Origin of the sequence: Bergeyella cardium (assembly GCF_003614945.1) — a bacterium.
Classification (GTDB): Bacteria; Bacteroidota; Bacteroidia; order Flavobacteriales; family Weeksellaceae; genus Bergeyella_A; species Bergeyella_A cardium.
In genome coordinates this window covers 973,312-986,470 of the sequence record NZ_QYCZ01000001.1, presented here as the reverse complement: position 1 = coordinate 986,470, position 13,159 = coordinate 973,312, and the positions used below count along the sequence as shown (strand labels likewise).

General features: G+C 36.5%; 13 protein-coding genes. 10 read left to right on the top strand and 3 right to left on the bottom strand.

Annotation, left to right across the window (positions count from 1 at the left end):
• Positions 1-5: 5 nt before the first annotated feature.
• The 6 genes from purN to D8991_RS04505 all read left to right on the top strand — a co-directional run bounded on the left by purN (position 6) and on the right by D8991_RS04505 (position 3,907).
• Positions 6-569 (top strand): phosphoribosylglycinamide formyltransferase, encoded by a 564-nt coding sequence (gene purN / locus D8991_RS04530; protein ID WP_120489696.1) that lies wholly within the window; start codon positions 6-8, stop codon positions 567-569.
• A gap of 47 nt (positions 570-616) precedes the next feature.
• Complete coding sequence (locus tag D8991_RS04525; protein ID WP_120488983.1) at positions 617-1,390, top strand: phospholipase D-like domain-containing protein; 774 nt, start codon at positions 617-619, stop codon at positions 1,388-1,390.
• Positions 1,391-1,444: 54 nt separating this feature from the next.
• Positions 1,445-2,236 (top strand): J domain-containing protein, encoded by a 792-nt coding sequence (locus D8991_RS04520; RefSeq protein WP_120488982.1) that lies wholly within the window; start codon positions 1,445-1,447, stop codon positions 2,234-2,236.
• Complete coding sequence (locus tag D8991_RS04515) at positions 2,229-2,627, top strand: HIRAN domain-containing protein (protein WP_120488981.1); 399 nt, start codon at positions 2,229-2,231, stop codon at positions 2,625-2,627. Before D8991_RS04520 ends, D8991_RS04515 begins: the two co-directional genes overlap by 8 nt.
• Positions 2,628-2,774: 147 nt before the next feature.
• Positions 2,775-3,275, top strand: a complete 501-nt coding sequence (locus D8991_RS04510) for a hypothetical protein (RefSeq protein ID WP_120488980.1) — start codon at positions 2,775-2,777, stop codon at positions 3,273-3,275.
• A 20-nt stretch (positions 3,276-3,295) separates the two neighbouring features.
• Complete coding sequence (locus D8991_RS04505; protein WP_120488979.1) at positions 3,296-3,907, top strand: sugar O-acetyltransferase; 612 nt, start codon at positions 3,296-3,298, stop codon at positions 3,905-3,907.
• Positions 3,908-3,925: 18 nt separating this feature from the next.
• On the opposite strand, the gene D8991_RS04500 is transcribed toward D8991_RS04505, so the two are convergent.
• From D8991_RS04500 to D8991_RS04490, 3 genes are read right to left on the bottom strand one after another with little or no spacing between them, the layout of a single operon-like run.
• Positions 3,926-5,182, bottom strand: a complete 1,257-nt coding sequence (locus D8991_RS04500; RefSeq protein WP_160224630.1) for a DUF3999 family protein — start codon at positions 5,180-5,182, stop codon at positions 3,926-3,928.
• Entirely contained in the window at positions 5,166-7,463 is a 2,298-nt protein-coding gene (locus D8991_RS04495; RefSeq protein ID WP_120488977.1) for a DUF2339 domain-containing protein, read from the bottom strand. Before D8991_RS04495 ends, D8991_RS04500 begins: the two co-directional genes overlap by 17 nt.
• A 39-nt stretch (positions 7,464-7,502) precedes the next feature.
• Positions 7,503-8,123, bottom strand: coding sequence for a Type 1 glutamine amidotransferase-like domain-containing protein (locus D8991_RS04490; protein ID WP_120488976.1), 621 nt, complete (start codon positions 8,121-8,123; stop codon positions 7,503-7,505).
• 219 nt (positions 8,124-8,342) lie between these two features.
• Between D8991_RS04490 and purH the strand changes: the two genes are divergently transcribed.
• The 4 genes from purH to D8991_RS04470 all read left to right on the top strand — a co-directional run bounded on the left by purH (position 8,343) and on the right by D8991_RS04470 (position 13,138).
• Positions 8,343-9,857, top strand: coding sequence for a bifunctional phosphoribosylaminoimidazolecarboxamide formyltransferase/IMP cyclohydrolase (gene purH / locus D8991_RS04485; protein WP_120488975.1), 1,515 nt, complete (start codon positions 8,343-8,345; stop codon positions 9,855-9,857).
• A gap of 273 nt (positions 9,858-10,130) precedes the next feature.
• Entirely contained in the window at positions 10,131-10,796 is a 666-nt protein-coding gene (locus tag D8991_RS04480) for a DUF6261 family protein (RefSeq protein ID WP_120488974.1), read from the top strand.
• Positions 10,797-10,959: 163 nt separating this feature from the next.
• A complete protein-coding gene (gene rimO, locus D8991_RS04475) occupies positions 10,960-12,264 on the top strand; it encodes a 30S ribosomal protein S12 methylthiotransferase RimO (RefSeq protein WP_120488973.1) in 1,305 nt (434 codons plus the stop codon).
• 130 nt (positions 12,265-12,394) lie between these two features.
• Positions 12,395-13,138 (top strand): electron transfer flavoprotein subunit beta/FixA family protein, encoded by a 744-nt coding sequence (locus D8991_RS04470; RefSeq protein ID WP_120489695.1) that lies wholly within the window; start codon positions 12,395-12,397, stop codon positions 13,136-13,138.
• Positions 13,139-13,159 lie beyond the last annotated feature (21 nt).

Below are 13,159 nucleotides of genomic sequence, written 5' to 3'. Positions count from 1 at the left end.
GAGAAATGAAGAATATCGTTGTTTTAGCATCAGGATCGGGTTCTAATTTAGAGCGAATTATAGAATGTACCCAAAATGGTGAAATCCCCAATACCCAAGTGCGCCTTGTAGTAGCCGACAGGGATTGCTATGCTCTCCAACGGGCAAAAAATCACGAGATATCCAATCAGCTCATCCCTCGTGGGAAGGATTTCTGCGAGAAACTTGAAGAGATTCTACCTGAAAACACAGATTTGATAGTATTGGCAGGCTTTCTTTCCATTATCACAAAGGATTTTGCGGAGAAATACAAGGGTAAAATCATCAATATTCACCCTTCTCTCCTGCCCAAATTCGGTGGTAAAGGGATGTGGGGGATGAATGTACACAAGGCTGTCATCAATGCTAATGAACCTGAAAGCGGCGCAACAGTACATTTCGTGACGGCAGGTATAGACGAAGGGGAAATTATCATACAAGGTAGCGTGCCCCTCTCTCCCAATGAAACCCCAGAAAGCCTCGCTGAGAAAATCCACGAGATAGAGCATAAAATCTTCCCAGAGGGGATTAGAAGGGTGTTAGGAAAATAAAAAAAACAATACAAACCAAGAATAATAATTTATTAAATAAATAGACTATGCGTACTTTTTTTAATGGAGCCAATTGCGATATATACATTGGTCAAGGTGCAGGCAAGAAACTATTAGATGATATTACCAATGCCAAACGAAGTGTAAAGATTGTTTCCCCATTTTTATCTCCTTTTCTAATAAAAGAACTTATTTATCTGTATACAAGAGGTGTCAATGTTCATCTAATCACCACAGATAATATCGAAGACTATTATGATTCTTCTTACGAAAAGAATATTTATAAACTTATTCGGCAAACCAGAATCATAGATAAAGAAGCTGAAAGAATTAGAAATAAATGGTTAGATATTGTAAAATATCTCCTTTTTGCTAATATTGGATTAATCTGTATTTTATCACTCTCTGCATTTTTTTACTGGGATATGAAACTAATTTATGGATTAATCCCAATTCTTCTAATATTCCTGATTAGAAGTTATTTTAAAGAGAAAATAAAATCCAAACGGATTTACAATTATGAGTACTCTCAGCTATTTCCTTTCAAGGTATATGTCTCTCCTCAAAATTTCAATATGTATAAAAATATGTATATACATAGTAAAATCTATATCATTGATGATGAAATTGCTTATATGGGATCGCTAAACTTCACAGCAAACGGTACCAAAGATAATTTTGAAACCCGAATAAGAACCACAGATGAAGGAGCATTAGAGAAAATTGTAGATATATTCAAAGAACTTTTTTATCACTCTGGATTACCCGAAAGAGATATTCAATCGTGGGGAAGTTTTCTATATAAAGAGCCTATAAATTAAAGGTATTGTTAAATTACTATATTTAGTTTATTATTTAGCTTTAAAAACAAAACTATGGATAGAAAAGAACTTTTAGAATCATTAGATAAACTTAAAAAGGGATATATTTCTTCTATCAATACTCTTGAAATAATGATGAATTGGGGAAGAGTACAACTGGAATCCCTTTATGCTACTAAAATTGGAAAGTATAAAATAGAATTGCTGGAGCTCAATATTCAACTAAAAGCACTAAAAAAGAAAATACAGTTTTGTCATCAATACATCAATCAGGACAAAGAGCCAGCATTTGATAAGATAGAAGCAGAAGTAGAGGCGATGATAAAGAAAGCATATGAAGAAGTACATTTAGAAAAGCAAAAGATTGTAATGGGGAAAGAATTTCTTAAAAATTTACATTCGCCAACTGACAGTGCAGAAATCCGCAAAATCTATCGAAATATTGCAAAATCACTGCATCCAGATATCAATCCTCATCTTACAGAATATCAAAAAGAGTTATGGTATATATTTCATAAGGCATATAAAAGTGGCGATTTAGATAGGCTTAAAGCATTAGAAGTAGCTTTTTCAGAAGATTTGAAAAAATCTGAAGAACAAAATGAGGAACTCTCAGAAGAAGAAATTTTATTACAAACCGCTACCTTAGCACAAGGTATAAAAGAGTTGGAAGAAGATATTGCAAATCTTGAAAAGGAATTTCCTTTTAATATTGCTGACCAAATTCGTGATGAAGAATGGGTAGAGGAACAGCAGGAAATATTAAAAAATGAGATAGATGAAATAAAAAAAGTAATTAAGGAAAAAGAAAAAATCTATAAACTAATAAGAGAAACTTATGAGTAATCAAGAAAATTTTGAACTTAGCAAAACAGATCCTGCATTACTAAAATTAGTAAGCGGAGGGACAATATCTTTTAAAGCATTTGAGGAGGATATTCTTGCTTTAGCATCTGTTATAGCAGGCACATCACACCAAAATCTCAGCGAGATAGAAGATAAGATCATTATAAAAGAATCCATACTTAAACTAAAACGAGAACCTGATAATGAGTATGATAAATTTGCAATCTGTATTCTATTTGAGGAGCATAAACTCGGATATATTCCCAAAGCAAAGAACCAAACTATTGCCAGACTAATGGATGCTGGCAAAGAGTTTTATGCTAAAGCTACCCATAAAGAATGGGAAGGGAAATGGTTAAAAATAGATATGGAAGTATTTTTAAAAGATTAATAGGATAACAAATGAGGCTTTTTAAACAAAAAAATCTATTGTTTTCTGGGAGAAAATCTCCCCTTTTAAATTAGAAAGAGATATTCAACAACTATTTGAAAACAACTCTGAACAAATTATTGGATTAAAATTTATAAAAACATCTCAATGGACTGGTATTTAAAACAGAATATCCGTGGTGTGATTCATCATTTAGAGAGTACTTTAAATAAAAAGTCATCAAACTTCACCCGATTAGAGAAACAGACAACAGGATATTACTATCTTATGGCTCTTATTAGCAAAATGGATACCCTAGCTTATAATAATTATGGAGATTTTGTAGATAGAATTGATTTTATTATAAATATGTTTCCAACTAAGAGAAATGGGAGTCTTCGCTATGGAAAATACCTTACTCATTATTATAACTTTAGAAAATATATCCGAAAAGAATACGGCTATCTTCATAAAAATGTAATCTATTGGAAAACATTTATATACCTTTCATTATCAGGACTGGTTATAGGAGTTTTTACAAATATTTATATGGGGATTATTTTAGGTTTATTTTTAGGACACTTTATAGGAATTTCTCGTGAAAAATATGTTAGAAAACAAGGGTTGATATTAGATTCTGAACTTAGCAACTCGAAAAATCAAAATTAAACTCAATAAAACAAACACTAATGACAGAAAAAGAAAAAATGCTTTCAGGAAAGCTTTATTTCTCTGATGATAAGGATTTAGTAGAAGAGAGGAAAATCGCCAAATTACTGGTCTTTGAACTGAATAACCTCAATATTTTGGAGAAGGAAAAACGGCGGGAAATATTCAAAAAATTATTGGGGAAAATTGGAGAGAATTGCTATATAAAATCACCATTTTACTGCGATTATGGAGCAAATATAGAGATTGGTAAAAACTTCTATGCAAACTACAATACCACAATTTTAGACTGTGCAAAAGTTCAGATCGGGGATAATGTATTCTTTGGACCGAATGTTTCTCTATTTACAGTAGGGCACCCGATTGATGCAGAAATACGAAATTCAGGAGTAGAATTCGCACTGCCGATCAGTATAGGAAATAATGTTTGGATTGGTGGCAATACGGTGATCAATCCAAATGTTTGCATCGGTGATAATACCGTTATCGGGGCGGGAAGCGTTGTTACGAAGGACATCCCCAGCGGTGTCGTGGCTTTCGGAAATCCTTGTAAAGCCCATCGCGAAATCAATGAGAACGACAAAGAATTTTACTTCAAAGATTTAGCATATAAGCAAACAAAAAGTGGATAAATTTATCCACTTTTGCGCTTAATTTTCTTCTGATTCGGATTTTTTAGCTATCATTTTATAACTGAAATAACCTAAAAACAAAATCAGAACTATCATTATCCCTGAAAGCCAATAATCGCTCTCCATCAGGGGTTTGCTTCTATTATCCGCTTGCTTCACAATCATTTCATTTGATAGGCTTACGGTATCTTTTTTCTCTCTGCTAATTTTCTCTTCAAAGGTTTCTATATCATAGTTTGGTCTGTCGATAATCTGCTGATTACCATAGGTAAGAATGTAATCTCCACTTTTTTCGGCTTTAAAGACGATCCCATTTTCATAGGTTTTCACTTCTATTTCAGAGATTTTCAGTGGTGGATTATCTCCATTATCAATTACAATCATCATCTGCTTGGCGAGCACCTCTTTATAAGATTTCAGGTCAGCCCCCTTCAATGAGGAAAGCGTACCATCCGCAATGCCAGAATACTCCGCCAGCTTGCCTTTCTCCGTAGCAATAGTATCGATTGCATAAATGCTTATTGGGCGATAAAAATCGTTTTTATTTTCAACCTTTATGCGGAATGAGTGTATGGGCAAGCTATTTTTCAATGAAAAAACAGCTGTACTCGTCTTTGATTTTTTATCATTTTTAACCTTAAAGTTCTGAATCTTATGAACATTGAATTTCTGATATTTCAGAACATCATCATTCTGAAAAGCAGCTTCTGAGAGCAATGGCTTTTCATTGGTTTTCACTAATATGCGGTAATATTTATATCGTGTTTTCTCAAAAATCAAATTTTCAAAACTAAAATCTGTTTTGGAATTTTGGATGGACAAAACCCTGTAATTTTCCAGAATACCAAACCACTCTTTCTGGTCATTACTGCCCTCTAAATCAATTCTCCAATCAAAATTTTTGTTATCAAATGAGAGATTAATCTCACTGATTTCAGACTGATTATCCTCTCTTTGGAGTGTGAAATAATAGCCCTTATCGGTTTTGGTTTTGTTCAGAATTTCAAAATACTCATCCGTCTGAGCCTCAGTTCCCCAAATTCCTGAGATAAGATAAGGTACCTCCAAACTATCTTTCTGGCGAATGCGATAAATCCTAAGGTCTGCAAGGCTGGGCTCTGCTTTTTCATAGAGATTATCGGGGATTCTGAAGTAGTTCCACGAATTTTGTTTTGCATTGATTTTCCTCTTATAGCTTATTTTTGTCTGTGCTGTGCCATTAGCAAACAGCAAAATAAAACCGCCAAAAATTATCGATTTAATTATTCTTTTCACTTTCTGATATTTTATCTTTAAATTTATTATAAAGGAATGATATGATTAATAAAAGCACTCCTAAGATAATGAACACCACTATTTTTGAAATCGTATCTAAATCACTGATATCGTAGAAGAAGAGTTTCAAAAGGGTGAAAGAAAACAAAACAATCGCTCCTATTCTGAGGTGTTTCTTGTGTTTTGCTATTCCGATGCAAATGAGCGCGAGCGAATAAACTCCCCATAAAATGCTTAGCCCCAGCTTGAAAACATCTTCATATCGATTGATGGCGAGCCAATTAATCAGCTCATTACTCAAAAAGCTGATGACTGAGGTATAAACCACCAGATCTGCTAATATCCTGGTTTGTACGGACTTTTCCTTAAATGGCAATTGCCTTATATTCATCCATAAGCTAATGAGCGCCAATGCAATGCAAACCAAAAGCAGATAGCGCACCAGTACATACTTCAGCCCTATATCATAATACAATTCCTCTGCTCTGTGGATATACACCTCTCTCAGCTCGCCAAGTGAGTAAAATCCAGCCGTTTGTGCTAAAACCAACGAAAATAAAATCAATACTGCGGCTACGATTCCCAGCGCTTTGCTTTTTATTTTCAATAGGTTAAAGAAGGAAAGCAAACTAAAAAATATCAGCGCATAGCTTATTTTATAAATCGCTGTATAATCCTCAATTACAGGATTAAAACGAATCCCTTCACTCCTTGTATGCAAAATTGTGCTGGCTTCCCATTGGCTAAAATATAATTTCATCTCATTATAGAAACTGAAATATGCCACAATCACCAATAAAACCGAAAATATTACTTTCACAATCTCAAGCAATTCCTTTTGATTTTTTTCTGCAAAATCGTTCTTCTTATGAAAAATAGAGAGAACAACGGATAAGCTCGTGCCAACCAGCAGTGTAGTAAAGAAAATCGGATTGATGAAAATCAACATCTCATTATGGTAATTTGACCAATCTTCGCAAAGGCTAAAAAACGCCAGTGGGAGTATGATAAACGACAGATATTCATAGAATTTCACCTTCTGCTTTCGCCCTACCCAGAACAAAATCAGCCCCTGAACCGCCCAGAGCATCGTAACCCAATTGCCATCCCATTCTATCGGGATTGCTATCGTAATAAATCCAAAAACCAGCCCGAGCACCAAGTAGAAAATACTGCGGTCTGCCAGCTTTTTATTTCGTATAATAACGCCTACTACAAAATGTATCAGCGCATTAAACACCGTAAAAAGCCCTATATATCGGCTTGTATTTTCTTGCGAGAGCACGCCAAACTCTATCCCGTAGTATATAAATGAGTTGAGCAACAGGAAAATCACATCACCAACATCTAACATTTTATTGCTGATGATTTTATTCACAATCCCAGAAATGTAAAATTGTAAGAAAAATAAAGTCCCGAAACCAAATGCGATGCTCTGATAATGAATATTATCACTATCATAAACTAACCAAACTGCACAAGCTATCCAAGTGAAGAAAAACGAAGAGCAGAACAATAACCGCCAATACTTTTTAATCGAAATCGCTAAAATACCGAGATTAATCAATCCAATATAGCTGAAAAGCACTACAATATCCCCTGTATTTGATGAGAGAATAAAAGGAATGGCATAAGCGCCAACTAAACCAATATGCGCTATCACTGAGCGGTTATAGCTGAGCGATGCCAGCACGGTAAATACAGTAAAAACGAGCATTAATACGAATGCCAGCACTTGCGGTATCAGCGAATAGAAATCATATGCAAAATAAGTTAATAAGTAGAATATCGCCATCGCACCGCTCACGAGTACAGCACTATACGATTCATACTTTTTCCTTAGTCTGTAACTAAAAATCAATAAAATTCCCCCAGAAATATAACCTAAAACGATTCTCGTAAGAGGGTTGATAAGGTCATTCTCAATAGAATACTTCGCACCCAATGCCACACCGATAATCAGAATTAAAATCCCAACTTTATTAATCCAATTCTCACCGATAATCTTCTCCCAATTGAATGTTTTCTCTGGTTTTTTAGGCTTAGGAACAGAGATTTTTGCCTCTGGTTTCTTCGCGTCAGTTTGTAGGCTTATCACCATTTCAGCCTTTGCTGGCGCTGGCTTTTCGGCTGGCTGAACTTGTACAGGATGCACATCTCCCACCAAAGCAGCAATCTGCTCTTCTATCGCTTTTATCTCCCGCCCAAAGCTCTCTTGCCGCAGACTGAGCTCTTTCAACCTGGCACTCAGCTCTTCTATGAGCAAATCATTTTTTTTCATCTTTCAAATGTACAAAAAAATCTCTTTTCTCAGAAGAGATCAGTCTCTGGTACGAATTTCCATTCTTTTTCCAAAAATCTTAACTGCTTGTTTATTCGTTATGGGAATTAATTTTAAGTCTGAATACTGGGAAAGTATTTTCTCACATTTTTTCTCAAAGGGATACGACTTATAATGCGGTACAATACAGCAATCTACCAAGCCCAAGCCCATAAAATCCGGTGGTTGTGGATTAGGTTTTATAACATCATCCATACCTCTCATATACTCCACAGTTTCAGAGGCTACCGCTGCACCTGCAGACTCACCAATATATATTTTTCCATTGGCAACCTGCTGTTTTATAATTTTGTCTGCTCCCGAGCGTTTTAATTCACTAAGCAGGAAGAAAGTATTTCCTCCTGAGAGGTAAATATAATCGTTCCTTTCTATTGTCTTTTTGATTTCATCAGCAGTACTCTGGCTCAGTTCAAGGTTCTCTATTTCAAGTCCCATTTTCTCTAAAACCATCTTACCTTCATCCACATAAGCTCTGTAGTCTTCGTAAAAACTTGCTGTGGGAATAAAAGTTACGGACTTACCATATAGACTTCCATCCACAAAATCCCTAAAAAGCTCTCCCACTTCTGCAAAATACGAGCACAAAAACAACTTTTTCATCGTTAGATTCGTATTAAGTTCAAAATTATTTATCTATAAAACGCTGATATGTCTTAAATCTTATCAAGAGTTTGAAATTCAGCTGCAATACCCAATACAAATTCTGAATTTCAAGTTCAAGAATTTTAACTCAACCGATATTTTCATTGCTAAAATCCTCTTTAAATTAGTATATTTGCGAGATATTTTTTAGAAATTAAACATATAATTAAAAGTAAAATGAAAAAAAGAGTCCTAATCAGCGTTTCGGATAAGAGCGGATTGGCAGAATTTGCACTGTTCTTGGAGAAAAACAAGTATGAAATTATTTCCACTGGTGGCACTTTCAAGTATTTAAAGGAATCTGGCGCACATCCCATCCCGATAGATGATGTTACCCAATTTCCTGAAATGCTTGGCGGTAGAGTGAAAACCCTCCACCCAAAAGTTCACGGAGGACTGCTCGCCCTAAGGGATAATCCCGAACATATCCAGACCGTAGCCGAGCACGGTATCGAACTCATAGATATGGTCATCGTTAATCTTTACCCCTTCTTTGAAAATGCTACGAAAAACATTGATTTAGAAGAGAAAGTAGAGTTTATAGATATAGGTGGGCCTTCTATGCTCCGCTCTGCGGCGAAGAACTTCAAATCGGTAACGGTCATCACCGATGTGGCGGACTATCAGAAAGTTCAGCAAGAAATAGAAACCACAGGAAATTCTACCTTAGAAACTCGTAAGTACTTAGCAGGCAAAGTTTTTAATCTCACTTCGGCTTACGATGCTGCCATCTCCAAAATGTTGCTCAGCTGCGAATATCCAGACTATCTCAACGCTTCGTACAAGAAAGTTGCAGATCTCCGCTACGGCGAGAACCCCCACCAGTCCGCTGCCTACTATGTATCTACTGTGGAGCAAGGTGCGATGAAAGATTTTGAACAATTGAGCGGTAAGGAGCTCTCGTTCAATAACCTCCGAGATATGGATCTTTGCTGGAAAGTTGTGTCCGAGTTTAAAGAACAATTGGCGTGCTGTGCAGTGAAACATTCTACCCCTTGCGGCGTTTCCATCGGCTCTACCCCGCTCGAAACCTATTCAAAAACCTTTGAATGCGACCCCATTTCCATCTTCGGGGGCATTGTGGCAATGAACTTTACGGTAGATGCGCCCACAGCTGAAGAGCTCAATAAAACTTTCCTTGAAATCGTAATGGCACCAGACTTCAGTACAGAAGCGCTTGACATCCTCCGAAAGAAGAAGAACCTCAGAATCATTAAGATAAAAAACCCTGTGAGCGATAAACAAACTTGGGTTAAAATCGATGGCGGGCTCCTCGTACAGGATTGTGACCATCATTTTTCAAACGAAATACAGGTCGTAACTGAACAAAAGCCTTCTCCTGAGCTTCGCGATGCACTGCTTTTCGCTCAGCGCGTTGTAAAGTATGTGAAATCCAATGCAATTGTAGTCTCCAACGGAACTCAGGCATTAGGCATCGGGGGCGGACAAGTCAACCGAATTTGGGCTACTCAGCAAGCCATCGAAAGGGCAAAAGAAAAATTTAGCGGAGATTTGGTTCTTGCCTCAGATGCATTTTTCCCTTTCCGCGATGTGGTAGATTTCTGCGCCGAGCATCACATCAAAGCCATCATACAGCCTGGTGGAAGTATGCGAGATTCCGAAAGCATACAAGCGGCCAACGAGCACGGTATCCCTATGCTGTTTACTGGTATCAGGCATTTTCTCCACTAGGGGCATCGCCCCTTTTTTAGGGATATTGTTATTAATATAGGGGGCTCTGCCCCCCCTTTTTTATTTATACACCTATCTATTTGATGATAGTTTTCTTTATTTCTTATAGTAAATACTCTCAATGATGGAATGTTATAAAAAAAGCAGTATAATAACAAATGTTCTATAAAATACAATTCATTGCATGATGATTCAATAAATATAATTTATTAATTTTGATTATTAATAAAAATAAATCTCTAATTTAGCACCGTAATTTTAATGATTCAAATTATGAAAATTTCAGTTTTGAGCCATATAAGTACGGTAAATCTAGCAGCTTTTACTGAGTTAGTTATTAAAATTTCCAAAAGCGAAAAGTATAAAATTGATACGGAAAACCATTATCTGAAAGATATAGAAAACGAATACAATATTTACAAAAAATCTCACACAAAACAGACACATAATGGAAAGGAAAAAGAACTTACAAAAACTGACAGAGAACGAGACTATTTATTTAATGGAATTAAAAGTTTTCTTAAAGGTTGTATAAAGTTGCCTATTCATCCATTTTCTGAGGAAGCAAAATCACTTTATGAGGTATTTAAGTTCCATGATCTTTATCTTAACCGCCTTCCATATGAGGATAAGTCCACACTTTTACGCGAGCTCCTCGAAGCCTTAGAGTTGAAAATTAATAAAGAAAGAATTAAAATACTTCTTCTGGAAACCTCCATCGGCAAGCTAAAAGACACACAAGAAAGATTTGATATCCTATACAGTGAGCAAGTGGAAGCTAATGCGAATTTGAGGGAGATACAGAGTGCTTCTGCCATCCGAAAATCTTTGGAGAAAGCGCTGAGAGACTACCTAATCTATGTAAATTCAGCACAATTACTCCCCAATTGGAAGGAACTTCAACTCGAACTAAAAGAATTACTTAAAACAATAAAGTAAATATCTTAATATTAGATTTATACTAAATATAATTTTAATTTGGATACACCCAAATCAGATGATTTTGGGTGCTTTTTTAATACCTTTGCCGCCTTATTTTTTTGCTCTCTTCTCTTCTGAAGGAAAGCAGTTTTAAAAATTCTATTGATTAAAAATAAAGCAAATGCGTACAAAATCTGTCGGCAGAAAGAAGATTAATATCGTAACCTTAGGTTGTTCAAAAAATTTATATGACTCTGAAGTGCTAATGGGTCAGCTGAAAGCGAGCGGAAAGGAAGTGAGCCACGAGGCGAAAAACGGTGATATTATTGTGATTAACACCTGTGGTTTTGTGGATGTTGCAAAAGAGGAGTCGGTAAATACGATACTGGATTATATAGAAGCAAAAAAACGGGGAGATGTGGAAAAAGTGTTTGTAATGGGCTGCTTATCCGAGAGATATAAACCCGACTTGCAGAAAGAAATCCCAGATGTAGATGAATATTTCGGTACGAAGGATCTTCCCATACTTCTGAAGCACCTCGGCGCCGATTATAAACACGAGCTCGTTGGAGAGCGGATGACGACCACCCCAAAACATTATGCCTACCTGAAAATTTCGGAAGGCTGCGACCGGCCGTGTTCTTTCTGCGCAATTCCTCTGATGAGAGGAAACCATATTTCTGTACCGATTGAAAAATTGGTTTTAGAAGCGAAGAAGCTCGCCCAAAAAGGAACAAAGGAATTAATCCTCATTGCACAGGATTTGACCTATTATGGACTCGATATTTATAATAAACGAGCACTCGCCGACCTGCTAAAAGAGCTGGTAAAGGTAGAAGGAATCGAGTGGATTCGCCTGCATTATGCATTCCCTACGGGATTTCCAGAGGATGTTCTCGAAATTATTAAGAACGAGCCTAAGGTTTGTAATTATATTGATATCCCGCTTCAGCATATTAATACCGAAATCCTCAAATCGATGAAAAGAGGAACTACTCGCGAGAAAACCAATACTTTATTAAATAAATTCCGCGAAAAAGTACCCGATATGGCAGTGCGAACAACACTTATCGTAGGCTATCCTGGGGAGACGGAAGAGGCTTTCCAAGAGTTGAAGGAATGGGTAAAGGAACAGCGATTTGACCGCCTTGGATGTTTTACCTACTCCCATGAGGAAAATACAACCGCCTTTGATTTGCAGGATGATGTGCCTCAAGAGGTTAAAGAAGCAAGAGTCTCCGAAATTATGGAGCTGCAATCAAGCATATCTTGGGAAAAAAATCAAGAGAAAGTTGGCAAGGTATTCCGATGTATTTTTGACCGTAAAGAAGGGAATTACTTCGTAGGACGAACGGAGTATGACTCACCAGATGTGGATAATACGGTATTGGTATCCGCAGAAAATCTCTACCTCCCAATTGGAGAATTTGCCGATATCCGAATTACTTCAGCAGAGGAATTTGACCTCTATGGCGAATTAGCATAAAATACAACAATAAAGACCACCGAAAAAGGCTGGTCTTTTTTAATGTTTTATTTAAAATCTATGCTCATCTGAATTTTTATTTGTACTTTTGGACTCTTTCAAAATTAAATTTAATAACAATAATCTTGGTATGAATATATTAGTGTGCATAAGTAGTGTGCCTGATACTACTTCCAAAATAAACTTTACGGCAGATAGCTCTGCATTAGATAAATCAGGAATTCAGTGGATTATTAACCCTGTGGATGAAGTTTGCTTATCAAAAGTGGTGAAATTACAATCTTCGGGAGCGAAAGTAAGTGTGCTTTGCATCGGGGAGGGAGAAACGGAAGCTGTATTAAGGAAGTGCCTTGCAATAGGGGCTGATGAGGCAATTCGCGTAAATCTCTCACCGAAAGATAGCTACTCTACCGCAAAGGAAATAGAACAAGTGGTAAAGTCTGGCAATTATGATGTAATCTTATGCGGAAAAGAATCTATGGATTATAATAACGGTGCAGTTGCAGGGATTTTAGCAGCATTGCTGGGCTATCCTTTTGTAAATTCGGCAATTGAGATTGAACTTCAAGCTAATGAAGCAAAAATTACAAGGGAAATAGATGGAGGTACGGAGACTGTAGCCGTTCAGCTCCCAGCCGTTATCGGTGGGCAGAAAGGTTTGGTAAGCGAGAAAGATATCATTATCCCAAATATGCGAGGAATTATGAGCGCCAGAACGAAGCCTTTGCAAGTATTGGAACCGACCTCAAACGAGGTAAAAGCAAATACCCTATCATTTGAAAAAACTCCAGCCCGCGCAAATGTAAAACTCATAGAAGCCAATAACTTAGATGAATTGGTAAGGCTGTTGAAAGAAGAAGCTAAGGTAATTTAATTTGAACTCTTAAAAATATTT

Bases quoted from the DNA above. Each gene is read 5' to 3' on its own strand.
- purN (WP_120489696.1), top strand. From the start codon at position 6: ATGAAGAATATCGTTGTTTTAGCATCAGGATCGGGTTCTAATTTAGAG.
- D8991_RS04515 (WP_120488981.1), top strand. From the start codon at position 2,229: ATGAGTAATCAAGAAAATTTTGAACTTAGCAAAACAGATCCTGCATTA.
- D8991_RS04520 (WP_120488982.1), top strand. From the start codon at position 1,445: ATGGATAGAAAAGAACTTTTAGAATCATTAGATAAACTTAAAAAGGGA.
- rimO (WP_120488973.1), top strand. From the start codon at position 10,960: ATGCGTACAAAATCTGTCGGCAGAAAGAAGATTAATATCGTAACCTTA.
- D8991_RS04525 (WP_120488983.1), top strand. From the start codon at position 617: ATGCGTACTTTTTTTAATGGAGCCAATTGCGATATATACATTGGTCAA.
- D8991_RS04490 (WP_120488976.1), bottom strand. From the start codon at position 8,123: ATGAAAAAGTTGTTTTTGTGCTCGTATTTTGCAGAAGTGGGAGAGCTT.
- D8991_RS04480 (WP_120488974.1), top strand. From the start codon at position 10,131: ATGAAAATTTCAGTTTTGAGCCATATAAGTACGGTAAATCTAGCAGCT.
- purH (WP_120488975.1), top strand. From the start codon at position 8,343: ATGAAAAAAAGAGTCCTAATCAGCGTTTCGGATAAGAGCGGATTGGCA.
- D8991_RS04495 (WP_120488977.1), bottom strand. From the start codon at position 7,463: ATGAAAAAAAATGATTTGCTCATAGAAGAGCTGAGTGCCAGGTTGAAA.
- D8991_RS04510 (WP_120488980.1), top strand. From the start codon at position 2,775: ATGGACTGGTATTTAAAACAGAATATCCGTGGTGTGATTCATCATTTA.
- D8991_RS04470 (WP_120489695.1), top strand. From the start codon at position 12,395: ATGAATATATTAGTGTGCATAAGTAGTGTGCCTGATACTACTTCCAAA.
- D8991_RS04505 (WP_120488979.1), top strand. From the start codon at position 3,296: ATGACAGAAAAAGAAAAAATGCTTTCAGGAAAGCTTTATTTCTCTGAT.